Source organism: Pseudomonas sp. CYM-20-01, from assembly GCF_023169845.1.
Taxonomy (GTDB): domain Bacteria; phylum Pseudomonadota; class Gammaproteobacteria; order Pseudomonadales; family Pseudomonadaceae; genus Aquipseudomonas; species Aquipseudomonas azotoformans.
In genome coordinates, this window is sequence record NZ_AP025169.1 from 2336142 (window position 1) to 2358427 (window position 22286).

At 60.8% G+C, this 22286-nt stretch carries 20 protein-coding genes, 4 tRNA genes and 1 pseudogene; 17 read left to right on the top strand and 8 right to left on the bottom strand.

Annotation, left to right across the window (positions count from 1 at the left end; all coding sequences use genetic code 11):
- The first annotated feature begins 45 nt into the window (after window positions 1-45).
- From M2497_RS10625 to M2497_RS10640, 4 genes are all read left to right on the top strand, one after another.
- Entirely contained in the window at window positions 46-705 is a 660-nt protein-coding gene (locus tag M2497_RS10625; protein ID WP_093514444.1) for a transglutaminase family protein, read from the top strand.
- Between the two features lie 57 nt (window positions 706-762).
- Entirely contained in the window at window positions 763-1380 is a 618-nt protein-coding gene (locus M2497_RS10630) for a glutathione S-transferase (RefSeq protein ID WP_248487328.1), read from the top strand.
- 134 nt (window positions 1381-1514) lie between these two features.
- Complete coding sequence (locus M2497_RS10635; protein ID WP_248487330.1) at window positions 1515-2447, top strand: ABC transporter ATP-binding protein; 933 nt, start codon at window positions 1515-1517, stop codon at window positions 2445-2447.
- Window positions 2444-3223, top strand: a complete 780-nt coding sequence (locus M2497_RS10640) for an ABC transporter permease (protein WP_012723134.1) — start codon at window positions 2444-2446, stop codon at window positions 3221-3223. Before M2497_RS10635 ends, M2497_RS10640 begins: the two co-directional genes overlap by 4 nt.
- A 119-nt stretch (window positions 3224-3342) precedes the next feature.
- Here M2497_RS10640 and M2497_RS10645 read toward each other — a convergent pair whose 3' ends face one another.
- On the bottom strand, window positions 3343-3882 hold the full coding sequence (locus tag M2497_RS10645; protein WP_248487332.1) for a TetR/AcrR family transcriptional regulator: 540 nt from the start codon (window positions 3880-3882) through the stop codon (window positions 3343-3345).
- 91 nt (window positions 3883-3973) lie between these two features.
- Here M2497_RS10645 and M2497_RS10650 point away from each other — a divergent pair, with 91 nt between their 5' ends.
- The 4 genes from M2497_RS10650 (at window position 3974) to M2497_RS10665 (ending at window position 8705) form a co-directional block, all read left to right on the top strand.
- Window positions 3974-5167 (top strand): MFS transporter, encoded by a 1194-nt coding sequence (locus tag M2497_RS10650; protein ID WP_248487334.1) that lies wholly within the window; start codon window positions 3974-3976, stop codon window positions 5165-5167.
- A gap of 44 nt (window positions 5168-5211) precedes the next feature.
- A complete protein-coding gene (locus tag M2497_RS10655; RefSeq protein ID WP_058427201.1) occupies window positions 5212-5523 on the top strand; it encodes a cupin domain-containing protein in 312 nt (103 codons plus the stop codon).
- 107 nt (window positions 5524-5630) lie between these two features.
- Window positions 5631-6779 (top strand): TDT family transporter, encoded by a 1149-nt coding sequence (locus M2497_RS10660; RefSeq protein ID WP_071496180.1) that lies wholly within the window; start codon window positions 5631-5633, stop codon window positions 6777-6779.
- A 57-nt stretch (window positions 6780-6836) separates the two neighbouring features.
- A complete protein-coding gene (locus tag M2497_RS10665; RefSeq protein ID WP_248487335.1) occupies window positions 6837-8705 on the top strand; it encodes an MFS transporter in 1869 nt (622 codons plus the stop codon).
- A gap of 109 nt (window positions 8706-8814) precedes the next feature.
- Here the strand turns inward: M2497_RS10665 and sugE are convergent, their stop codons facing one another.
- The 3 genes from sugE to rdgC form a co-directional block, all read right to left on the bottom strand.
- Entirely contained in the window at window positions 8815-9129 is a 315-nt protein-coding gene (sugE, locus tag M2497_RS10670) for a quaternary ammonium compound efflux SMR transporter SugE (protein WP_248487336.1), read from the bottom strand.
- Window positions 9130-9234: 105 nt separating this feature from the next.
- A complete protein-coding gene (locus tag M2497_RS10675; RefSeq protein ID WP_248487337.1) occupies window positions 9235-10200 on the bottom strand; it encodes a bile acid:sodium symporter family protein in 966 nt (321 codons plus the stop codon).
- A gap of 140 nt (window positions 10201-10340) precedes the next feature.
- Window positions 10341-11261: a recombination-associated protein RdgC gene (gene rdgC, locus M2497_RS10680; RefSeq protein ID WP_034103031.1), complete on the bottom strand. Its 921-nt coding sequence runs from the start codon at window positions 11259-11261 to the stop codon at window positions 10341-10343.
- 159 nt (window positions 11262-11420) lie between these two features.
- On the opposite strand from rdgC, the gene M2497_RS10685 reads away from it, so the two are divergent.
- Together M2497_RS10685 and M2497_RS10690 are read left to right on the top strand one after the other, a co-directional pair.
- Window positions 11421-11496 (top strand) — tRNA-Val (locus M2497_RS10685).
- A gap of 19 nt (window positions 11497-11515) precedes the next feature.
- Window positions 11516-11592 (top strand) — tRNA-Asp (locus M2497_RS10690).
- A gap of 172 nt (window positions 11593-11764) precedes the next feature.
- Here the strand turns inward: M2497_RS10690 and M2497_RS10695 are convergent.
- A pseudogene (locus M2497_RS10695) lies at window positions 11765-11896 on the bottom strand (RNA polymerase subunit sigma); the annotation flags it as partial.
- A 201-nt stretch (window positions 11897-12097) separates the two neighbouring features.
- Here M2497_RS10695 and M2497_RS10700 point away from each other — a divergent pair.
- From M2497_RS10700 to M2497_RS10720, 5 genes are all read left to right on the top strand, one after another.
- Window positions 12098-12173, top strand: a tRNA-Val gene (locus M2497_RS10700).
- A gap of 19 nt (window positions 12174-12192) precedes the next feature.
- Window positions 12193-12269: transfer RNA gene (locus M2497_RS10705), tRNA-Asp, on the top strand.
- A gap of 304 nt (window positions 12270-12573) precedes the next feature.
- The gene (locus M2497_RS10710; protein ID WP_248487338.1) at window positions 12574-14157 is read left to right on the top strand and encodes a BCCT family transporter; all 1584 of its coding nucleotides are present in this window, start codon (window positions 12574-12576) and stop codon (window positions 14155-14157) included.
- Window positions 14158-14184: 27 nt separating this feature from the next.
- Window positions 14185-16194, top strand: coding sequence for a CocE/NonD family hydrolase (locus M2497_RS10715; RefSeq protein ID WP_248487339.1), 2010 nt, complete (start codon window positions 14185-14187; stop codon window positions 16192-16194).
- Window positions 16195-16277: 83 nt separating this feature from the next.
- Complete coding sequence (locus tag M2497_RS10720) at window positions 16278-17213, top strand: LysR substrate-binding domain-containing protein (RefSeq protein ID WP_248487340.1); 936 nt, start codon at window positions 16278-16280, stop codon at window positions 17211-17213.
- A 3-nt stretch (window positions 17214-17216) separates the two neighbouring features.
- On the opposite strand, the gene M2497_RS30665 is transcribed toward M2497_RS10720, so the two are convergent.
- The 3 genes from M2497_RS30665 to M2497_RS10730 all read right to left on the bottom strand — a co-directional run bounded on the left by M2497_RS30665 (window position 17217) and on the right by M2497_RS10730 (window position 20421).
- Window positions 17217-17339: a hypothetical protein gene (locus tag M2497_RS30665; protein WP_255337134.1), complete on the bottom strand. Its 123-nt coding sequence runs from the start codon at window positions 17337-17339 to the stop codon at window positions 17217-17219.
- Window positions 17340-17449: 110 nt separating this feature from the next.
- Complete coding sequence (locus M2497_RS10725; RefSeq protein ID WP_248487342.1) at window positions 17450-18616, bottom strand: catalase family protein; 1167 nt, start codon at window positions 18614-18616, stop codon at window positions 17450-17452.
- Window positions 18613-20421: a di-heme-cytochrome C peroxidase gene (locus M2497_RS10730; RefSeq protein ID WP_248487344.1), complete on the bottom strand. Its 1809-nt coding sequence runs from the start codon at window positions 20419-20421 to the stop codon at window positions 18613-18615. Before M2497_RS10730 ends, M2497_RS10725 begins: the two co-directional genes overlap by 4 nt.
- A 258-nt stretch (window positions 20422-20679) precedes the next feature.
- On the opposite strand from M2497_RS10730, the gene M2497_RS10735 reads away from it, so the two are divergent.
- The gene (locus M2497_RS10735; RefSeq protein WP_028615781.1) at window positions 20680-21411 is read left to right on the top strand and encodes an FKBP-type peptidyl-prolyl cis-trans isomerase; all 732 of its coding nucleotides are present in this window, start codon (window positions 20680-20682) and stop codon (window positions 21409-21411) included.
- 408 nt (window positions 21412-21819) lie between these two features.
- Window positions 21820-22278 (top strand): YkvA family protein, encoded by a 459-nt coding sequence (locus tag M2497_RS10740; RefSeq protein WP_248487346.1) that lies wholly within the window; start codon window positions 21820-21822, stop codon window positions 22276-22278.
- Window positions 22279-22286 lie beyond the last annotated feature (8 nt).

The following is a 22286-nucleotide window of genomic DNA, read 5'->3' on the forward strand; positions in this document are numbered from 1 at the left end:
GCAGACCTGTCGTTAAACTCCAGGCTTCCTTCGGAGATAAAGCTCATGGATACGTACCTGAGTCCCAGCCGCTTCATCGATAGTGACCACCCCGCGGTGGTGGAGTTCGCCGAAAAACACCGCGGAACCCACGCGGCTCCAAGTGACCAGGCAGTCAGCCTTTACTACGCCGTGCGTGAGGCGATTCGCTACAACCCCTACACCTTCAGCCGTGATCCCGACACCTTGAGTGCCAGCTTCGCGTTGAGCACCGGCGAAAGCTATTGCGTGCCCAAGGCCACCTTGCTCGCAGCCTGCGCCCGGCACTGCGGCATCCCGGCGCGCATCGGCCTGGCGGATGTACGCAATCATTTGTCGACGCCGCGCCTGATCGCCTTGCTCAAGAGCGATGTGTTCGCCATGCACGGTTACACCGAGCTTTACCTGAACCATCGCTGGGTCAAGGCCACGCCCGCATTCAACCAGCAGCTGTGCGATCTCTTCGATGTGCCGCCGCTGGACTTCGATGGCATTCATGACAGCGTCTTTCATGCGTTCAACCGCCAGGGCCTGCGCTCAATGGAGTATGTGGTCGACCATGGGCAATTTCCCGACGTGCCCGAGGCGTTTTTCTTCGCGCATATCCAGCAGTGTTACCCCCACCTGTTTGCCGAGGAAATGCCGCCCCTGCTGGGTGATATGCAGAGCGATTTGAGCCGCGCGTGAACCGGCGTATGCTGCTGCCTTCATCAAGCCATGTTCATCAACAATAAAGGCGCGGTCATGCTGAAGATCTGGGGTCGTAAAAATTCATCAAACGTCAGGAAGGCACTGTGGTGCGCCGAGGAACTCGGCCTGGACTATGAAGCAATTGATGCGGGCGGGGCTTTTGGCGTGGTCGACACGCCCCAGTACCGGGCGCTGAATCCCAATGGTCGGGTGCCGATGATCGAAGATGGTGACTTTGTGCTGTGGGAGTCCAACACCATCGTGCGCTATCTCTGCGCCAAGCAGGCCTCCAGCTGGTACCCCAGCGACCTGAAGGCCCGCGCCAACGCGGAAAAGTGGATGGACTGGACCACCTCCACCTTCGCCGAACCGTTCAAGATCGTGTTCTGGGGCGTGTTGCGCACCCCGGCGGAAAAACAGAACTGGGACAACATCCACGCCGGTCGCCAGGCCTGCATCGATGTGCTCAAAACCGTTGATGAAGCCCTGGCCACGCAGCCGTATCTGTCGGGCAGCGAGATCGGCATGGGCGATATCCCCTTGGGCAGCTTTATCTACGCCTGGTTTGAAATGCCCATCGAACGGCCTGCAATGCCCCATCTGGAGGCCTGGTACCAGCGCCTGCAACAACGCCCGGCCTACCGCAAAGCGGTCATGACCGCGTTGACTTAATACCCACTATTAATACGGGTGACTGTACTTGTGCGGCGCGGGCAAGCACCATGCTTGTCATGCGCCGCCGTTGAACTACCTGGGCTGCGCCCTCATCTACTCTTTCTATTCCCTTCTTTGGTGCGTATTCCGATATGAGTTCCGCTCTGTCCATCCGGCAGCTAACCAAAACCTACGGCAACGGTTTCCAGGCCCTGAGTGGTATCGATCTGGACGTTGCCGAAGGTGACTTCTTCGCCTTGCTCGGCCCCAACGGTGCCGGCAAATCCACCACCATCGGTATCCTCTCCACCCTGGTCAACAAGACCAGCGGCTCGGTGAATATCTTCGGCCATGACCTGGACAAATCCCCGGCGGCGCTCAAGCGTTCCATCGGCGTGGTGCCTCAGGAATTCAACTTCAACCAGTTCGAAAAGACCTTCGACATCGTGGTGACCCAGGCGGGCTACTACGGCATCCCGGCGAAAATCGCCAAGGAACGTGCCGAGCAGTACCTGACCCAGCTGGGCCTGTGGGACAAGCGCGATGTGCCTTCGCGTTCACTCTCTGGTGGCATGAAGCGTCGCCTGATGATCGCCCGCGCGCTGGTGCATGAACCACGCCTGCTGATCCTCGATGAGCCCACCGCGGGCGTGGACATCGAGCTGCGCCGCTCGATGTGGACCTTCCTCACCGAGCTGAACGAGAAGGGCATCACCATCATCCTCACCACCCACTACCTGGAAGAGGCTGAGCAGCTGTGCCGCAACATCGGCATCATCGACCACGGCACCATCGTCGAGAACACCAGCATGCGTAACCTGCTGGGCCAGTTGCATGTGGAAACCTTCCTGCTGGACTTGAAGAACAACCTGTCGGCGCCGCCGCAGTTGCTCGGCTACCCGAGCCGCCTGGTGGACAGCCATACCCTGGAAGTGCAGGTGGACAAGGCCATGGGCATCACCGCGCTGTTCACCCAGTTGGCGACTCAGAACATTGAAGTGCTGAGCCTGCGCAATAAAACCAATCGCCTTGAGGAGCTGTTCGTGTCCCTGGTGGAGAAAAATCTGTCGAAGGTGGCGGTATGAGTTCCGAACTGCAACCCAACCTCGTCGCGCTGCAAACCATCGTCTACCGCGAAGTGAAGCGCTTTACCCGGATCTGGCCGCAGACCCTGCTGCCGCCGGCGATCACCATGGTTCTGTACTTCGTGATCTTCGGTAACCTGATCGGCCGGCAGATCGGCGACATGGGTGGTTTCACTTACATGGAGTACATCGTGCCGGGCCTGATCATGATGTCGGTGATCACCAACTCCTACGGCAACGTGGTCTCGAGTTTTTTCGGCAGCAAGTTCCAGCGTTCCATCGAGGAACTGATGGTGTCGCCGGTGTCGCCCCATACCATCCTGATCGGCTACACCCTGGGCGGTGTACTGCGTGGTCTGATGGTGGGCGTGATCGTGACGCTGCTGTCGCTGTTCTTCACCCACCTGCAGGTGCATCACCTTGGGGTCACCATTTTGGTGGTGGTACTGACGGCGACGATCTTCTCGCTGCTGGGCTTTATCAACGCGGTGTTTGCACGCAACTTCGATGATATTTCGATCATCCCGACCTTCGTGCTCACGCCGCTGACCTACCTGGGCGGGGTGTTCTACTCCATCACCTTGCTGCCGCCGTTCTGGCAGACCGTGTCGCTGGCCAACCCGGTGCTGCACATGGTTAACGCCTTCCGCTACGGCATTTTGGGTGTGTCGGATATCAAGATCAGCGTGGCGATCACGTTCATGTTGGTGGCGACTGTAGTGCTGTACATCGGTTGTGCGAAGCTGCTGGTGAGCGGTCGCGGGATGCGTACGTAAACGCGGGCAAAAATGTGGGAGGGGGCTTGCCCCCGATAGCAGTGGATCAGTCAGTGCATGGTTGACTGAGAGAACGCTATCGGGGGCAAGCCCCCTCCCACATTTGTATTGGCGTAACGTCAGGAATTGAGTGCCAGTTCGATCAGCCCGTGCAGCTCGTCAACCGTCAGCGGCGCGGTCGAGAACAAAATGCGAAACACCGTCGGCGCTGCGATCAGGTTGATCAGATGGTCCACGCTCGGTGGCATCTCGTCCGGATAGCGATCGACAATCGCCTGAAACTGCCCGCTCAGAATGCTCACGCAATACCCCGGCGTGATCATGCACTGCAGGTCGCGCATCATGTTGCGGCCCGGTTCCGAACTCATTTCATCCAGGTATTGCTCGGCCCAGGCCTGCAGGTCGCCGCGCAGGCTGCCGGTGTTGGCCGGCTCGCTGTCGGGGCGCATGCGCGCCAGCGCCACGTCCGCCAATAGCACGGACAGATCGCCCCAGCGCCGGTAAATGGTGGAGGGCGTGACGCCCGCACGCGCCGCAATCATCGGCACGGTAACGCTGGAGCGCTCATGGGCTTCCAGCAGTTCGCGCACAGCGTTGTGCACTGATTCTTGGACCCGGGCACTGCGGCCCCCCGGGCGAAGGCCTTCTTTAATCGCCATGCTGGTGACCTTAACACAAAGAATTTGCTTTAAGCGCTGGCCGGTAGCACACTCTGCAAAAGCAAAATATTAGCTTTAGCGGAGCGTGCGTATGTCCAGTCCTGTTTCCCATCGTTCCAGCCTGGTGTTCCTTGCGGTCACTTTGCTGACGTTTCTCGCGGCCTCCAGTGCGCCAACGCCGTTGTACCACCTGTATCAGGAGGGCCTGCATTTTTCGGCAGGCATGCTCACGATGATCTTCGGGGTCTATGCCTTGAGCCTGCTGGCGGCGCTGTTGACCGTCGGCTCATTGTCGGACCACCTGGGGCGCAAGCCGGTGATTTTTGCTGCGCTGCTTCTGAATATGTTGGCGATGTTGCTGTTTATCAATGAAGGCAGCGTGGCCTGGTTGATTGCCGCCCGTACCCTGCAAGGGTTTGCCACCGGCATGGCCACTGCCGTGCTGGGTGCGGCATTGCTCGACACCGACCGCCAGCAAGGCCCACTGGTCAACAGCGTGGCACCGCTTTTGGGCATGGCCTGCGGGGCGATGGGCAGCAGTCTGCTGGTGGAGTTCGCGCCATTGCCGACCCAGTTGATCTACTGGACGCTGCTGGCCTTGATGCTGTTGCAGGCCCTCTACGTATGGCGTTTGCCGGAGACAGTGAGCCGCATCCCCGGCGCACTGGCGTCGCTGCGCCCGACGTTGCACGTACCGCCCCAGGCGCGCCGGGCGTTGTGGCTGTCGTTGCCGGTGGATATCGCCGTCTGGGCAATGGGCGGGTTCTATTTATCCCTTGCGCCATCGTTGGTGCGTGCGGCCACCGGCTCCACCTCCAACCTGATCGGTGGCGGCCTGGTGGCCGTGCTGACCCTGAGCGGCGCGCTGATGATCTTTACCCTGCGCAATCGTGCGGCCGACAAGGTGCTGCGTCTGGGCGCCGGCTTGCTCGCCATCGGCGTGACGCTGATCCTCACCGCCGTGCACAGCGCCAGCCTGCCACTGTTCTTCATCGCCACCCTTATCGCCGGCAGCGGCTTTGGTGCGGGCTTTCTCGGCGCCTTGCGCAGTGTGGTGCCACTGGCCTTGCCCCATGAACGTGCCGGGCTGATGTCGGCGTTCTATGTGCTGAGCTACCTGGCGTTCTGCTTGCCTTCGTTGTTGGCGGGCAACCTGATTCGCAGCTTTGGCCTGATCGCCACCACCGACGGCTACGGCGCAGTCCTCATCCTGCTGGCCCTCGGTGCGTTGGTTGCGTTGCTGCTGCAGGATTCGGCGCGGGTGAGGGCGACGACCGGCGGCTGATGGGTAATAATCGGTGCCCGTATTCGCCTGATCGAGATTCAAGTATGAAGATCATCCGCAGCAAGGACTTCACCGGCAGTCGCGCTTGGGAGGCGCTGGATATTGCCAACATGAATGGCATCACCACGCGCCTGCACTGGACCGACCAGCCGTACCGCTGGCACATCAATGACGGTGAAGAGGTGTTTGTGGTGCTGGATGGTCGCGTGCAGATGCACTACCGCGACAATGGCTTCGAACAGGTGGCGGAGCTGGAGGTCGGCGACATCTTCTACGCCAGTGTCGGTACCGAGCACGTGGCCCATCCCCAAGGCCCGGCGCGCATTCTGGTGATCGAATGCGAAGGCAGCGTTTGACGCTATATCGGCAAAACAGATAACAGTTAGAGATATTGCCCGTTATATAGATATTCGATCAGGTTCTATGATGGCCTCAACCTCATACGAGAAAGAGGAGCGTCATCATGCCCTGCTCGAATACCCTCAGCTACAAACCCTTCAGTCACCTGGCCCGTCCACGGGAAGTGATTCGCCAGTTCACCCCCAACTGGTTTGCCGCGACCATGGGCACCGGCGTGCTGGCGCTGGCCCTGGCGCAACTGCCGGTCAACCTGCCAGGTTTGCACGCGATCGCCGAAGCGCTGTGGTTTTTTACCATCGGCCTGTTTGTGTTGTTCAGCGTGCTGTATGCGGCCCGTTGGGTGATGTTCTTCCACGAGGCGCGGCGGATCTTCGGGCACTCCACGGTGTCGATGTTCTTCGGCACCATCCCCATGGGCCTTGCGACGATTCTCAATGGCTTGCTGCTGTTCGGGTTGCCGCGTTGGGGCAGCGATGTGATACCGCTGGCCGAGGCCTTGTGGTGGCTGGACGTGGCCATGGCCCTGGCCTGTGGTGTGCTCATCCCGTTCATGATGTTCACCCGCCAGGAACACAGCATCGACCAGATGACCGCCGTGTGGCTGTTGCCCGTGGTCGCCGCCGAAGTCGCCGCCGCCAGCGGTGGCCTGCTGGCACCGCACCTGGCAGACGCGCATTCGCAACTGGTGATGCTGGTGACCAGCTACGTGCTGTGGGCGTTTTCGCTGCCGGTGGCGTTCAGCATCCTGACCATCCTGATGCTGCGCATGGCGTTGCACAAACTGCCCCACGCCAATATGGCCGCGTCGAGCTGGCTGGCCCTGGGGCCTATCGGCACCGGTGCACTGGGCATGTTGCTGCTGGGCGGCGATGCGCCGGCGATCTTCGCGGCCAATGGCTTGCCGGGCGTGGGTGACATGGCCAACGGCCTGGGGCTGGTGGCCGGTATCACGCTGTGGGGCTTCGGCCTGTGGTGGATGCTGATCGCCGTGTTGATCACCTTGCGCTACTTGCGCGCAGGCATCCCGTTCAACCTGGGCTGGTGGGGCTTCACCTTTCCGTTGGGGGTGTATGCGCTGGCCACGTTGAAGTTGGCGAGCCTGTTGCACCTGGGTTTCTTCAGCGTCTTCGGCAGTGTGTTGGTGGTGGCGTTGGCGCTGATGTGGCTGATCGTTGCCAGGCGCACGGTGCAGGGCGCCTATAAAGGTGAGCTTTTTGTTTCGCCATGCATTGCGGGACTAGGGAATAAGTAAGCGGAGTTAGGTAAAGTCGTGGCCTGATAACTATTAGGCCACGCAGGAACACGGACGATGAGCCACCCCTCGCAATTCACCTTGCTGCGCACACGGCGTTTCCTGCCGTTTTTCATCACCCAGTTGCTGGGCGCGTTCAACGACAACATCTTCAAGCAATCGCTGATCCTCGCCATTCTCTACAAGCTCACCATCGACGGCGACCGTTCCATCTGGGTCAACCTCTGTGCCTTGCTGTTTATCCTGCCATTCTTTCTGTTCTCGGCGCTGGCCGGGCAGTTTGGCGAGAAATTCAACAAGGACGCGTTGATCCGCGCGATCAAGATCGGCGAGATCGTGATCATGGCGGTGGGTGCCACCGGCTTCCTGACCAACCATCTGGAATTGATGCTGCTGGCACTGTTTGCCATGGGCACCCACTCGGCGCTGTTCGGGCCGGTGAAGTATTCGATCATGCCCCAGGCCCTGCATGAAGATGAGCTGGTGGGCGGCAACGGCCTGGTGGAAATGGGCACGTTCCTGGCGATCCTGGCCGGCACCATTGGCGCCGGGATCATGATGTCGTCCGCCCATTACGCGCCGGTGGTGGCAGTGGCGATTGTTGGCGTGGCGGTGTTGGGTTACCTGGCCAGTCGCAGTATTCCGCGGGCGGCGGCGTCGACCCCGGGGCTGCGCCTGAACTGGAATATCTTCAGCGAGTCCTGGGCCACCCTGCGCCTGGGCCTGGGGCAGACGCCGGCCGTGTCGCGTTCCATTGTCGGTAACTCGTGGTTCTGGTTTGTCGGTGCGATCTACCTCACGCAGATCCCGGCCTACGCCAAGGAATGGTTGTACGGCGACGAGACCGTGGTGACGTTGATCCTCACCGTGTTCTCGGTCGGCATCGCACTGGGCTCGATGCTTTGCGAAAAGCTGTCCGGGCGCAAGGTGGAAATCGGCCTGGTGCCGTTCGGTTCATTCGGCCTGACCGTATTCGGCCTGTTGCTGTGGTGGCACTCCGGCGGCTTCCCACAGAACGTGCAGGCCAACGACTGGCTCGCCGTGCTCAGCTATGGCCAGGCCTGGTGGGTGTTGTTGGATATCCTTGGCCTGGGTGTCTTCGGCGGCTTCTATATCGTGCCGCTGTATGCGTTGATCCAGTCGCGCACCGCCGAGAACGAACGTGCGCGCGTCATCGCGGCCAACAACATTCTCAATGCGCTGTTCATGGTGGTCTCGGCGATCGTATCGATCCTGCTGCTGAGCGTGGCCAAGCTGTCGATTCCCGAGCTGTTCCTGGTGGTGTCGTTGCTCAACGTCGCGGTCAACGCCTACATCTTCAAGATCGTCCCCGAGTTCACCATGCGTTTCATGATCTGGCTGCTCAGCCATTCCATGTACCGTGTGGAGCACCGCAACCTGGAGGCGATTCCGGATGAAGGCGCGGCGTTGCTGGTGTGCAACCATGTGTCGTTTGTCGATGCGCTGTTGATCGGCGGCGCGGTGCGTCGGCCGATTCGCTTTGTCACGTACTACAAGATCTACCGCTTGCCGGTGCTCAACTTTATCTTCCGTACCGCCGGGGCGATTCCGATTGCGGGGCGTCACGAAGATATTCAGATCTATGAAAAGGCCTTCACACGCATTGCGCAGTACCTGAAGGAAGGGGAATTGGTGTGCATCTTCCCCGAAGGCAAGTTGACCGCCGATGGCGAGATGAACGAATTCCGCGGTGGCGTGACGCGCATTCTGGAAGAGACGGCGGTGCCGGTGATTCCGATGGCGTTGCAGGGGTTGTGGGGGAGTTTCTTCAGCCGCGATCCGAACAAGGGGTTCTTTCATCGGATCTGGTCGCGGGTGGTGTTGGTGGCGGGTGGCCCGGTGGAGGAGCCGACGCCTGCGAGGTTGCAGGAGGTGGTAGCTGGGTTGCGGGGGAGTGTCAGGTAGTTTTGGGTTTGGCTGTACCGGCCCTATCGGGGGCAAGCCCCCTCCCACATTTTGACTGTGTTCACAAATCAAAGGTGGGAGGGGGCTTGCTCCCGATGACGGTAGTGGCTCAGGTGCTGATCTTGAGGCCAATCAGCCCACAGATGATCAACGCCACACTCGTCAGCCGGAACAACGCCATGGACTCGCCAAACAGGATAATCCCCGCAATCACGGTGCCCACAGCCCCCACGCCGGTCCAGATCGCATAGGCGGTGCCCAGCGGCAGTTCCTTCATGGCCAGCCCCAGCAGACCGAGGCTGATGGCCATGGCAGCAATCGTCAAGGCGGTGGGCAGCGGCTTGCTGAAACCGTCGGTGTACTTCAGGCCGACGGCCCAGCCGACTTCGAATAACCCGGCAAAAAACAGAATGATCCAGGACATGATGACCTCCTAATGATAGGTGGGGTCGTCCCCGGATTAGGCGCTTGAAGCGTCGCGAGGTCGTCCCCGCGAAGCTCGGTAGAGTGCCGAAAAGTACCCGGCTGATCAAGTTTGCGGCGTGTTCTCCAGGGCGCGACGGTCTTCCTTCTCGCTCATGCGGCGAAAGTAGGTCGACAGCAATGCCCCGGAAATATTGTGCCAGACGCTGAACAGTGCGCTCGGCACCGCCGCCAACGGTGAAAAGTGCGCACTGGCCAGCGCGGCACCCAGCCCGGAGTTCTGCATGCCCACTTCCAACGCCAGCGACTTGCGCTGTGCCAAAGGCAGCTTGAACACGCGGCCGGTGAAGTAGCCCAGCAGGTAGCCGAAACTGTTGTGCAGCATCACCACGGCCATGATCAACAGGCCCGATTCGGCGATCTTCGCCTGACTGGCGGCAACCACCGCCGCGACGATAATCACGATGCTCACCACCGACACCAGTGGCAATACATCCACCGCATGGCGGACCCGATCACCGAGCAAACGTTGCGCCAGTACGCCGAGCACGATCGGCAACAGCACCACCTGCAGGATCGACCAGAACAACTCCATGAACGACACCGGCAGCCAGGCCGATGCCAGCAGCCAGATCAGCGCCGGGGTGAGCAGTGGGGCGAGGAGGGTGGTGACGGCGGCGATGGCCACCGACAACGCCAGGTCACCGCGGGCCAGCCAGGTCATCACGTTGGACGACGTGCCGCTCGGGCAGCAGCCAACCAGGATCACGCCGACGGCAATTTCCGGCGGCAGGTGGAAAGCCTGGCACAGCAGCCACGCCACACCCGGCATGATCACAAAGTGCGCGACCACGCCCAGGGCCACGCGCCAGGGATGGCGGGCGACCTCGGCGAAGTCGTCGAGTTTGAGGGTCAGCCCCATGCCGAACATCACCAGGCCCAGCAGGGGCACGATGGCGCTTTTCAGGCCGATGAACCAGCCCGGTTCCAGGAAGGCGACGACGGCGAAAATCAACACCCAATAGGCGAAGGTGTTGCCGACGAAGCGGCTCAAGGCGGCGAGTGCGCGCATGGGGGGTGTCCTTTGTTGTTGGATTGAATCAAATGTGGGAGGGGGCTTGCTCCCGATTGCAGTCTGTCAGTCATAGGTGTTTTAACTGACAGAACGCTATCGGGGGCAAGCCCCCTCCCACATTTTGAATGTCACATGGCTTAGATGCCCTGCGGGGTTTCTTCGCCACCGAGTGCTTCAACCAGCGCCGGGATGAAATCGCCGAACGTCAGCATCATCAGGGTGAAGCTCGCGTCCAGTTGGCCCAGGGCTTCTTCACCGCCGTCCTGTTCCGCCTGGTCTTGCAGCAGGTCTTCGAACTTCAGGCGCTTGACCGTCATCTTGTCGTCGAGCATGAAGGACAACTTGTCCTGCCAGGCCAGGGACAGTTGGGTCACGACTTTGCCGGTGGTCAGGTGCAGCTGGATCTCTTCGCCGGTCAGGTCCTGGCGCTTGCAGCGCACGATGCCGCCGTCTTCGTGGGTGTCGCGCAGTTCGCATTCGTCGAGGACGAAGAAGTCATCGGCCGGCTTCTGGGTGGTGACCCAGTCGGTCATGATCGCGGTTGGCGCGGTTTTTACCGTGAGCGGTCGCACCGGCAGGGTGCCGATCACTTCGCGCAGGGTGGACAGCAGGTCTTCGGCGCGTTTCGGGCTGGCGGAGTTGACCAGGATCAGCCCCTGTTTCGGCGCGATGGCGGCGAAGGTCGACGAACGACGGATAAAGGCGCGGGGCAGGAACGCCTGGATGATTTCATCCTTGATCTGGTCGCGTTCCTTCTTGTAGACCTTGCGCATTTGCTCGGCCTCGATCTCTTCGACTTTCTCTTTAAGTGCGTCACGCACCACGCTGCCCGGCAGGATGCGTTCTTCCTTGCGCGCGGCGATCAGCAGGAAGTCACCGCTGACGTGAACCAGGGGAGCGTCTTCACCTTTACCAAACGGCGCGACGAAACCATAAGTGGTCAACTCCTGGCTGGCACAAGGGCGCGCCAGCTTGGTGGCCATGGCCGCTTCCAACGCCTCGGCATCAACAGGCAGATCTTGGGTCAGGCGATAGATAAGCAGGTTCTTGAACCACATGGGGTGAGTCTCTCCTTTATACAAAGGGGGGCATTATTCTCTTGATAACGTCCCAGGCCAACCCTGCCTAAGCCATTGGAAGCTATCAAAAAAAAGATTTAAGAAAGTGCTTGCCAGACTTAAGGTCGCTCCGTAGAATGCGCGCCACACCGAAACGAAGGGTGATTAGCTCAGCTGGGAGAGCGTCTGCCTTACAAGCAGAATGTCGGCGGTTCGATCCCGTCATCACCCACCATTCGCTTCATGTGTTACGCGCAGCGGTAGTTCAGTCGGTTAGAATACCGGCCTGTCACGCCGGGGGTCGCGGGTTCGAGTCCCGTCCGCTGCGCCATATTCGGTAACCTGGAACACTGAACGCCAGGTAACCACAGGAAGCCCGCTCATCGAGCGGGCTTTTTGCTGTCCAGGGTTTGTAAAACCGAAAAAAACGCCGCCGATCATTTCCGATGATCGGCGGCGTTTTTTATTGGGTAATCAGAAATCCCAGCGGGTGCTGACCATGAAGTTGCCTGCGCCAGGTCGGCGGCATTCTGGCGGTAGCCCAGTTTGCGTCGCAGCTTGGTGAGCAGCCAGCCATGATGCTCGCTGTAGAGCTGGGTAATTTCCCGTTGGAATGGCGGTTCACCCACAGACATAGGCGTGGCTCAGGCGTTATTGAGAATAGTTTTTAATTGTGCGGTCTGGCCGCCGGTAAACGCAATAGACTCGCGTTTGAGGACACAGAAGCCCGTTTTTGCTGGGTTTTGTCATTGGCGAGAAAATATTTCAAATAAAGTGCATTTAAATCAAGACATTGCGGATTTTTGGTGTATGATGCCGCCCACACCGAAAGTGAAGGGTGATTAGCTCAGCTGGGAGAGCGTCTGCCTTACAAGCAGAATGTCGGCGGTTCGATCCCGTCATCACCCACCATTCGCTTCAAGTGTTACGCGCAGCGGTAGTTCAGTCGGTTAGAATACCGGCCTGTCACGCCGGGGGTCGCGGGTTCGAGTCCCGTCCGCTGCGCCATATTCGGTCACCTGGAACGCTGAACGCCAGGTCACCCCAGGAAGCCCGCTCATTGAGCGGGCTTTTTTTCGTCCGCGATTTGACCTCCCTTGCCTTGACGTTGTGCACTGCCTCTTCGCCCTGAACTGTGCTGGTGCGTCATGACGTGAGGGAATACCCCCATGCACATTGGTCGATTGCACCCCTTGCCGCTTAAACGTTTATCTATAGCCACGCGAAGACTTCCAGGCGAGTCATCGGCAGCAGGACGCTGCGGTGCCCGCTCTCCAACACAAAAAATAGTCTGCAAGGGGAATGGCTCTAGATGAAATATCCACTGCGTCCGTTGGTGTTCTGGCCAACTTTCCTGATCCTGCTGGCGGCGGTGATCGCCAGCTACGTTGACCTGAATGCGTTCCTGGCGATCAGCAAACAGCTCAACAACCTGATCCTGAAAAACTTTTCCTGGCTGTTCAGCGCCGGCTCGTTTGCCATGGTCGTGCTGACCGCCATCGTCTACTTCTCCGCGCTGGGCAAGGTGCGTATCGGCGGTGAAGACGCGCAACCGCTGCTGAGTAAATGGCGCTGGTTCATGGTGGCACTGTGCACCACCCTCGCGGTAGGCGTGCTGTTCTGGACCACCGCCGAACCGCTCTACCACCTGTACGGCCCGCCCACCAGCTTGCCAATCGAGGCTGGCAGCGCAGCGGCGAAGAGCTTCGCCATGTCGACGATGTTCCTGCACTGGACCATCACCCCCTACGCGATCTACCTGGTGCCCTCGCTGGTGTTTGCCCTGGTGTTCTACAACCGCCGCAGCAATTTTTCCATCGGCGCCATGCTTGAACCGTTGCTCGGCGAAGCACGGGTCCGGCGCTATGCCGGGCTGATCGACACCCTGGCGATGTTCGCCCTGGTCGCCGGTATGGCCTCGTCCCTGGGCACCGGCGCGCTGACCCTGGCCGGTGGCCTGGCCCAGTACATCGGCGGTGAAACCACGCCGTTCCGCCTGGCCATCATCATTGCAATCATCGTCATCACCTTTGTCGCCTCGGCCGCCAGTGGCCTGCAAAAAGGCATTGTGATGCTGTCTTCGTTCAATACCTGGATCATGCTGGCCCTGGGGCTGTTCGTGCTGTTGTGCGGGCCGACCTTGTACATGTTCAGCCTCGGCGTCGAATCCCTCGGCGTCTACCTCGACACCTTCTTCAGCCGCAGCCTGTTCACCGGCGCTGCCAGTGGCGACACCTGGCCGCACAGTTGGACGGTGTTCTACTGGTCGGTGTGGTTTGCCTGGGCGCCGGTGAGTGCGCTGTTCCTCGGCAAGATCGGCCGGGGCTATACCGTGCGCGAATTCATCCACATCAACATGCTCTACCCGGCGTTGTTCACGGCCGTGTGGATCTGCATTTTCTCCGGCACCAGCCTGTATTTCGATGCGCTGGGCGACGGCAGCCTCAACCGTGTGCTCAACGAGCAGGGCGTGGAGCACGTGCTGTACCAGATGTTCCAGCAATTGCCGGCCAGCGGCCTGATGATCGCGTTCCTGCTGTTCGTGGCGTTCATCTCCTTTGTCACCGCGGCAGACTCCAGCACCGACGTGATCGCCAACCTGTGCAGCAAGGACGTGACCGCCGATTCCGACCTCGATGGCAACCCGCTGTTGAAGATTGTCTGGGGCCTGATCATCGGTACGGTGTCGTGGGTGATGGTCGCGTTTGTCGGCGTGGACGGGGTGAAGATGCTCTCTAACCTCGGCGGTTTGCCGGGCATGATCCTGGTGTTGCTGGCCAGCACCTCACTGATTTTCTGGTTGAAAAACCCCGCATTGCTGGAGGTGAAACGCCTTCAGCGGACACCTGAGACGGAACTGCGTGGCGCCAGCCCGCTGCCGGATTTCGCCCGCTGATCGATTGAACCGCTGTTGGAGTTACTGATGGAAATCGTCACTGAGTTTACTTACACCGTGCGCGAGATCGAGCACTGCCTGATCCCTTTGAAGGATGGCACCCAACTGGCCGCCCGCATCTGGCTGCCGCAAGTCGCCGACCCGCAGACCTTCCCGGCGATCCTGGAATACCTGCCGTACCGCAAGCGCGATGGCACCGCCGTGCGTGATGCGCTGACCCACCCGTGGATGGCGGGGCAAGGCTATGTGTGCGTGCGCGTCGACATGCGTGGCAATGGTGAATCCCAGGGCCTGATGGCCGATGAATACCTGTTGCAGGAACAGGAGGACGCCCTCGAAGTGATCGACTGGCTGTGCCGGCAGCCATGGTGCGACGGCAATGTCGGCATGATGGGCATCTCCTGGGGAGGCTTCAACGGCCTGCAAGTCGCGGCACGCCAGCCCGAGGCGCTGAAGGCGATCATCACGCTGTGTTCCACCGATGACCGCTTTGCCGATGACATCCACTACAAGGGCGGCAACCTGCTGATGGAGAACTTCGGTTGGGCCGCCACCATGCTCAACTTCAGCGCGGCGGTGCCTGACCCTTTGCTGGTCGGCGATGACTGGAAAGATCTCTGGCAACAACGCCTGGACGCCATGCCGTTGCTCGCCGAAACCTGGCTGCAGCACCAGACCCGCGATGACTACTGGCGCCATGGCTCGGTGTGCGAGGACTATGCGCAGATCAAGGCCGCCGTGTATGCGGTCGGCGGTTGGGGCGACGCCTACCGCAATACCGTCTCGCGCTTGATGGAAAACCTGCCAGGGCCGAAGAAGGCCATGATCGGCCCGTGGATTCACAAATACCCGCACTTCGCCGTGCCCAATCCAGCCATCGGCTTTCTGCAGGAGGCCAAGCGTTGGTGGGATCACTGGCTCAAAGGTGTGGATAACGGCGTGATGGATGACGCGGCGTGCACCTTTTACCTACAGGATATTCTGCCCCCGAGGGGCAGTTATGCCGAACGGCCGGGCATCTGGGTACAGACCGCCGGCTGGCCGGACCCACAGGTGCAATGGACTGATTTCAGCCTGGGCGAACATGGCCTGACTCCTGGGGCACAGCCCTTGGTCACACCGCGTAGCATTTGCTCGCCGCTGACCACGGGCCTGCACCAGGGCGAATACTGCGCCATCTGGTTTGGCCCCGATGGCCCGACGGATCAGCGCCGCGATGATGCCCACTCGCTGTGCTTCGATTCCCAAGCGCTGACCGAGCCGTTGGCGTTGTTGGGCGATGCCCGTCTCACGCTGCGCCTGGCGAGTGACACGGCCTGCGGCCAATTGGTCGCCAGGCTGAATGCCGTGGCACCGGACGGGCAGGTGACGCAGATCAGTTATGGCGTGCTCAATCTCACGCTGCGTGAAGACTTCTCTTGCGTAACACCTGTAGTCCCGGGGGAACCGATGGAGGTACATCTAAACCTCGACCACATCGGCCTGCGCTTGCCGGCCGGTTACCGCCTGCGTCTGGCCCTGAGCACCGCCAGTTTCCCGTTGCTGTGGCCAAGCCGCGAGCTGACAACCCTGACCTTGCTGGCGACCCTGCAAAGCCTGCAATTGCCGGTGTTCACCGGCGCTGCGGTGGACTGCCCGTTCGAGGCGCCGCAATCGGCGACGCCAGTGGCGATGGAAGTCCTACGCGCCGCTGCGCCGAAACGCACCCTGATCGAAGATGTGGGCAGTGGCGAAGTCTGCGTGAAGATCGAAGACGACCTGGGCGCGGTGCGTTTTACCGATCACGGCTTGTCGGTCGACCAGCGTTGCACCGAGCAATACCGCACCTTGCCTTGGGACCCGCTGTCGACGCGGGCGGATATCGAATGGCACTACCGCGTCGGCCGTGACCAGTGGGCCGTGGAGGTGGACAGCCACTTGAGCGTGCATGCCGATGCCGAGTGGTTCTACATCGAAGCGGAGCAGACAGCCTGGGAAAACGGCCAGTTGGAACATCGTCGGCAATGGAGCAAGCGCGTGGCGAGGGTCGCGCTGTAAGCAGGCAACTGGCAGGATGCTTGCCATCGTGATCGCTGCGGGCCTGGGGCAACCCGGGCTCGTCATTGCCAATGGAACTGCTCATGTCGCGTCGAAACGTCGATCTTCCACCGCTCAACTGCTTGCAGACGTTCGAAGCGGCTGCCCGCCATTTGAGCTTTACCCAGGCGGCTAATGAACTGAACCTGACCCAGAGCGCGGTCAGCCGTCAGGTCAAGCGCCTCGAAGAGGACTTGGCCCGCCCATTGTTTTATCGCCTGGCCCAGGGCCTGAGCCTGACGCCCGCCGGTGTGCGTTACTTCCGCACCATCCAGCGCCTACTGCGCGAACTGGATCGCGAATCCGCCGAGCTGCGCCGGCGTGGCGCCGACCGCCAGTTGACCCTGGCCAGCACGCCCACTATCAGCACGATCTGGCTCGCCGGCCTGTTGCCACAATTCCAGCGCGAACACCCGGACCTGGATATCCGCATCCTGTGCAGCGAAAGCCCCAGCCATCTGGACGTCAGTGAATATGACCTGGGCCTGTTCTATCACCTGGATGAACTGGCCGCGCCCCACGGCCTCGAGCTCTCGCCGGTGTTCGACAGCGAGCAGGTCATCACCGTGTGCAGCCCGGCCTACCTCGAACACCACGGCCCGATTCGCGATATACACCATTTGCTGCACGCTCACACCTTGCTGATCGTGGAGGATCACTACCACGATTGGCTGACCTGGGCCGACTGGTTCACCGACGCCGGTGCCGACTATTACACCCCGCGCCACGCGTTGCGGACCAACAGCTATCAACTGCTGATGCAGTCGGCGGTGATGGGGCACGGCATCGCACTGGGCTGGAAGAGTCTGTTGGAGGACGACCTGGCTTCCGGGCGCCTGCAAATGGCCTTGCCCCATACCATGCACAGCCGCGGCCGCCTGCATCTGATGCAACCCCACCACCGCAACCCACCGTCGGCCGCGCGCAGTTTTCGCCAATGGTTACTGGCCAAGACCGCCGCGGCCGAGTCAGCTGGCTGAAGCTCAACGCTGGCCGGTTTTTTTCTTCCGGTTCTGACGCGTCGCCAAGTGCTCGAAACAAAAAGACGCGGTGCCGAACACCGCAATCAGGGTGAGTACGAGCATGCCGAGGGTTGAGCTTTCCACGGTGTTTTCCTACGGGTGATGGAGTAGGTCTTCACGGTAGAGGCGGGGAGAGAGTGGCTCAATAGACCCGACGCAATCCTTACGCCGCCGGGTCCATTGTTACGCACTTTTTACGGGGCGTTGCGGCTGTGGCGGTAATCGCTGACCGCTTCATACACCGCCTTGCGCAAGCGGTTGATGCCGCCGATAGGGCGATGTTCCGCTACGCCGAACCATGGGTTGAACGACTGGTTGTCGCACGCCAGGTTCTGCTCGGGGGTATCGAAGTCCTGCGCCTGGATACGCACCTTGGCCACGGTTTCGTAGGGCGCATCGCTTTCCTTCCACTCGATGCTGGTGTCTTCGATCGGCATGAATTTCTGCGGGTTCTGCCGCTGGATCTGCAGCACGAAACACGCAGGCACGCGATCGGTGGACAACTGCTGGCTCAAGGCGCTGCGCAGAAAATTCGGCAGGTCCTGGTTCTGTTTGGGCAGTGCATACTCCGGGCAACTCTGCGGGTCTGGGGCCACGCGGAACTTGGCGTTGGCCGTGCCGAACTTGTAGGGCGAGACCGAAAAGTAGGTGGTCTGTGTCGGACTCGCCGGTGCCGGCGCCAGGGTCGCCAGGGCGATGAACAAGTGACGCACCTGCCAGGTGCGCGGGTCGACCTTGGGGAAGAACGCCAGGACTTTCTTGCCATCCGCCTGGGCGCCGATGTTCTGTGCGTACTCCGCCACATCACTGACAAAGAAGTTCGGGTGGCTGAACATCACGAAGTCCTGTTCGGTGCGGGTCTGCTGGTCGGCCAGCAGTTGCTTGCCCGGCACGTCCAACAGCTTGAGGGCCATGCCCCGTGCATCGCGGATGCTGTCGAACTGCGGGTACGCGTTGCCGTTGGACAGCCGCATCAGCGCCTGCCAGGTCTTGCCCGGCTCGGCGAACACGCCCTGGCGCAGCGCCGGATCGAGGTCGGCCATTACGCTGACTTCGGCCTTCACGCAGCCGTGGGCCTTGGCGTGGGCGTCGCGCAGGTAACGCGTGCCTTCGCGGTGTTGGTCGACGATGCGCACCGCCGTCTGGATGATTCCTTGGGTCATCGCCGCTTCGCCGGGCGGAATCTGTTCGTTTGGCGACACCGGCCCGCTGTGCTGCCAGGCATACCAGGCGGTGGCACCCAGCCAGACGAGCAGGCCGAGGCCCACCAGCCAAAGCAAGGTCTTGCCCAGAAACGCACCGATGCGCAGCCACAGGCGGGCGAGCAGGGAAGGTCGGTCGTAGGGGGATCGAATCATCATGGCAGTTGTTGCTCCAGCGGGCCGCCCAGCACTTTGAGGTATTCCAGCAGCGCCCAGCGTTCCTGCGGTAGCAGGCCACGGCCGATCACGCCCTTGCCACGACTGCCGGCACGGAATTCATGTCCGCTGTTGTGGTTGCCGGTGATTTTGGTATCGAACAGGAACGCATTCTTGAACGCCGCCGTCTCGAAACCGAGATGACGCGGGTCGTAGTTGAAGGTGCCTTTATAGAAGGTGGTGCTGCGCTCGTCCTGAGGCGAGAGCAACTGGTAGATCGTCGGCACCGAGCCATTGTGCAGGAACGGCGGTGTGGCCCACACGCCGGCGAGCGGCCGTGCCTTGTAGGCGCGCAGCTCGCGCACGCCGATGGGCAAGCCGTATCCATCCAGGCGCGGACGCTCGGCCGGGGTCACGCCGGCGGCACGGTAGGCGTGCTCTTCGACAAAGGCGGTGACGTAGGCGAGGCCCTTGGCCACGGACATTTTTTTCAGGTCCAGCGGTTCGGTCGGCGTCGGGTGCAGCTCGACGTTGAGTTTGGCCAGTTCCGCCGGGTCCCATTGCAGGGCGCTGAGGTCGTAGCGCTGGTCGGCAATGTTGCTGGCGGTGCCAGGGTCAGTGCCGATGTAGTCCACCGGCAGCATTTTGAGCGCCTGCACCGGGCGGCCGTTTTCCTGGGTGACACTGGGCACATGGCAGCCGGCGCAGTTTTCGGTGAACAGTGCACGGCCCTGGGCGGCGAGGGGCTTGTCGATGGCGCCGAACAGGTCCTCGGGCCAGGTCGGCGGCTTGAGGCGTTGCAGGGTTTCTTCGATCAGGTTGAGGTCACGCACGCGGACGCTGGACGGGTAACGCGCATCGCCCTGGAGCGGCTGGCCGGCGGCATCGAAAAAGCTCAGCGTGGCGCCGACACCCAGGGCCTCACCGATATTGCGCGCCATGGGTTGCTGGGCCGAGCCGTTCCATTGCACCCAGTCGAAGGTCCAGATATCCCACAACTGCGGGTAGTCCACCGGCGCGTTGGCGACGCGATAATTGTCCGGGGAAATCGCATCGCCAAAGCTGGCGTTGGCGATACGGCCAAAGGCGTCGGTGCGGCCCGGGCCTTCTTCGGTGGGATAGAGGCCGCGATGAGTGTCGTTCCAGGCCACTTTGAGGAACTGGTTCAGCGATTGCTTGAAGTCCTGGCGCAGTTGTTTGTGCTCGGCGTCGTAGCGATCGCCGAGCACTTGGCGGGCAAAACGCTCGAACTTCCACGGGTTGTAGTAGGTGGCGGCGAGGCTGGCGACCAACGCCTGGCCGAAACTGCCGCCGCGCAGGGTCGGAACGCTGGAGGGCAGTACATGCTGGGCCGAACCGCCGTCGATGCGCAGGGCCTGGCCTTTGAAGTGCAGCTCGCCGGTATGGCAGGCGGCGCAGGTGATATCCAGGTATTCAACGTTGCTGCCGGCGTTTTTATGCCGGGCGAAACCCACTGGCAAGTTGCCGGGGTTCTGCGTGGTGGGCACCTGCTTGGGGTCGACCAGGAAACCGAAGCGTGCCAGGTAGTCGGGCGTGGCAAAACGTCGCTCGGAAAACGGCAGTTCGAGGGCGGTGAACCAGTCGTAGTGCAGGCCTTTTACTTGCGTGCCCTGGGGCGTGAAGTAATAGGTCTGGCGGTCGGTGGCACTCCATTGGTCCTGGTAGTGCACCTGCTCCACAGGCACGTAGTCCGGCAGCTTGGGGTTGATGGTGTAATAGAGCACCACGCCCAGCACCAGGGCCAGCAGGGTGAATATCAGGAGTAAAACACGGGTAAAAATGCGCAAGATGGCTATCCTTGTCTCGGCCTTGTCGAGTTGTCGCGTTGTTATGCCACTACGCCACAGGGGCGGCAAGTGGCCATGAGCCTGGTAGTAGGCGGTCCCACGATCCGTCGCGGGCCTGCATCATGAATGAAAATGCTTTTAAACACGTGAACTTATCGGAAGTTTCCTGCTCACATGCCGGTAGCCATTGGTCGTGGCCGCCTGATAAGCTCGCGACTTTATTCGAATGCCCTTTTGGCGCATGAACAAGGAAATAGCATGAAACAGCATCGGTTGGCGGCGGCGGTGGCCCTGGTTAGCCTGGTACTTGCGGGTTGTGATTCGCAGACCAGCGTAGAGCTGAAAACCCCGGCGCAGAAAGCTTCCTACGGTATCGGCCTGAACATGGGCAAGAGCCTTGCCCAAGAAGGCATGGATGACCTGGATTCCAAAGCTGTAGCCCAGGGCATCGAAGATGCCGTTGGCAAGAAAGAGCAGAAGCTCAAAGACGACGAACTGGTTGAAGCGTTTGCCGCACTGCAGAAGCGTGCTGAAGAACGCATGACCAAGATGAGCGAAGAGTCGGCAGCCGCCGGCAAGAAATTCCTCGAAGACAACGCCAAGAAGGACGGCGTCGTCACCACCGCTTCCGGTCTGCAGTACAAGATCGTGAAGAAGGCCGATGGCGCCCAGCCCAAGCCAACCGACGTGGTGACTGTTCACTACACCGGCAAGCTCACCAACGGCACCACCTTTGACAGCTCCGTGGATCGCGGCAGCCCGATTGACCTGCCGGTCAGCGGTGTGATCCCGGGTTGGGTCGAAGGCCTGCAACTGATGCACGTGGGCGAGAAGGTCGAGTTGTACATTCCTTCCGACCTGGCCTACGGCGCACAGAGCCCGAGCCCGGCGATTCCAGCCAACTCCGTGCTGGTCTTCGACCTGGAGCTGCTGGCCATCAAGGACCCAGCCAAGGCTGACGCGCCTGCTGCACCAGCCGCCAAGAAGTAATCGGCGCCTGAACACACAACGCCCCGTCTCGACGGGGCGTTGTTGTTTCTGGGGCCAGCAGGCACCTGAATGTGGGAGGGGGCTTGCCCCCGATTGCGGTAGATCAGTCACTTATGCTGTGGCTGAACCATTGCCATCGGAGGCAAGCCCCCTCCCACATTAGAGCTTGGCGAATTCAAACGAACGTCTGCAGCCGGTTACAGTCTGATATAAGACTCGAGTACGGGTAGCCGCACATCAACGCCAAGTCAATGAAATCTTGGGTTTTTTTTCAGTGCGCAAAAAACGCCCGATCTGACTGCAAGCCTTGTACTACGTGGCTTTCAGCCCGGAAAATAGGCTCTGTTCACAAGGTTATCCACAATTTGTGTGGATAACCTTTTATGTCGCCTGGAACTGGAGTGACGAATGAAACCACCCTTCAATTTCACCCGTTTCCTGCCCATGGCCGCACGTCTCCTGGGTCGCGGGCGCTTGCCGACGCTGTTGTTTGCGGTCGCCGCCAAAGGCTCGAGCCAAGGCAACCGCCTGGGCAAGCTCAAGGATGATCTCAAGTTGCTCCAGGCCCTGTGCCTGGCTTACTGGCGCGGTGAGTACCGGGCCATCAGCCCCAAGGCGCTGATCTCGGTGGTGGCGGGGCTGATGTATTTCCTCAGCCCGATTGATGCGATCCCGGACTTTATCCCGGTGTTCGGCATGCTCGATGACATTGCTGTGCTGGCATGGGTCATGAAGACCCTGGACGGTGAACTGAGCGCGTTTCGCGCCTGGCGAGAGGCCCAGCGCCCGGAAAAGCTCGCCGTGGTTGAGCGCCTGCCTGCGACGCCCTCGCTGCTGGCCCAGGAAAACCCGCAAAAAAACCCATGACTTGGCTA

Coding starts and splice junctions, on each gene's coding strand:
- M2497_RS10625 (WP_093514444.1), top strand. CDS start 46: ATGGATACGTACCTGAGTCCCAGCCGCTTCATCGATAGTGACCACCCC.
- M2497_RS10630 (WP_248487328.1), top strand. CDS start 763: ATGCTGAAGATCTGGGGTCGTAAAAATTCATCAAACGTCAGGAAGGCA.
- M2497_RS10635 (WP_248487330.1), top strand. CDS start 1,515: ATGAGTTCCGCTCTGTCCATCCGGCAGCTAACCAAAACCTACGGCAAC.
- M2497_RS10640 (WP_012723134.1), top strand. CDS start 2,444: ATGAGTTCCGAACTGCAACCCAACCTCGTCGCGCTGCAAACCATCGTC.
- M2497_RS10645 (WP_248487332.1), bottom strand. CDS start 3,882: ATGGCGATTAAAGAAGGCCTTCGCCCGGGGGGCCGCAGTGCCCGGGTC.
- M2497_RS10650 (WP_248487334.1), top strand. CDS start 3,974: ATGTCCAGTCCTGTTTCCCATCGTTCCAGCCTGGTGTTCCTTGCGGTC.
- M2497_RS10655 (WP_058427201.1), top strand. CDS start 5,212: ATGAAGATCATCCGCAGCAAGGACTTCACCGGCAGTCGCGCTTGGGAG.
- M2497_RS10660 (WP_071496180.1), top strand. CDS start 5,631: ATGCCCTGCTCGAATACCCTCAGCTACAAACCCTTCAGTCACCTGGCC.
- M2497_RS10665 (WP_248487335.1), top strand. CDS start 6,837: ATGAGCCACCCCTCGCAATTCACCTTGCTGCGCACACGGCGTTTCCTG.
- sugE (WP_248487336.1), bottom strand. CDS start 9,129: ATGTCCTGGATCATTCTGTTTTTTGCCGGGTTATTCGAAGTCGGCTGG.
- M2497_RS10675 (WP_248487337.1), bottom strand. CDS start 10,200: ATGCGCGCACTCGCCGCCTTGAGCCGCTTCGTCGGCAACACCTTCGCC.
- rdgC (WP_034103031.1), bottom strand. CDS start 11,261: ATGTGGTTCAAGAACCTGCTTATCTATCGCCTGACCCAAGATCTGCCT.
- M2497_RS10710 (WP_248487338.1), top strand. CDS start 12,574: ATGAAATATCCACTGCGTCCGTTGGTGTTCTGGCCAACTTTCCTGATC.
- M2497_RS10715 (WP_248487339.1), top strand. CDS start 14,185: ATGGAAATCGTCACTGAGTTTACTTACACCGTGCGCGAGATCGAGCAC.
- M2497_RS10720 (WP_248487340.1), top strand. CDS start 16,278: ATGTCGCGTCGAAACGTCGATCTTCCACCGCTCAACTGCTTGCAGACG.
- M2497_RS10725 (WP_248487342.1), bottom strand. CDS start 18,616: ATGATGATTCGATCCCCCTACGACCGACCTTCCCTGCTCGCCCGCCTG.
- M2497_RS10735 (WP_028615781.1), top strand. CDS start 20,680: ATGAAACAGCATCGGTTGGCGGCGGCGGTGGCCCTGGTTAGCCTGGTA.
- M2497_RS10740 (WP_248487346.1), top strand. CDS start 21,820: ATGAAACCACCCTTCAATTTCACCCGTTTCCTGCCCATGGCCGCACGT.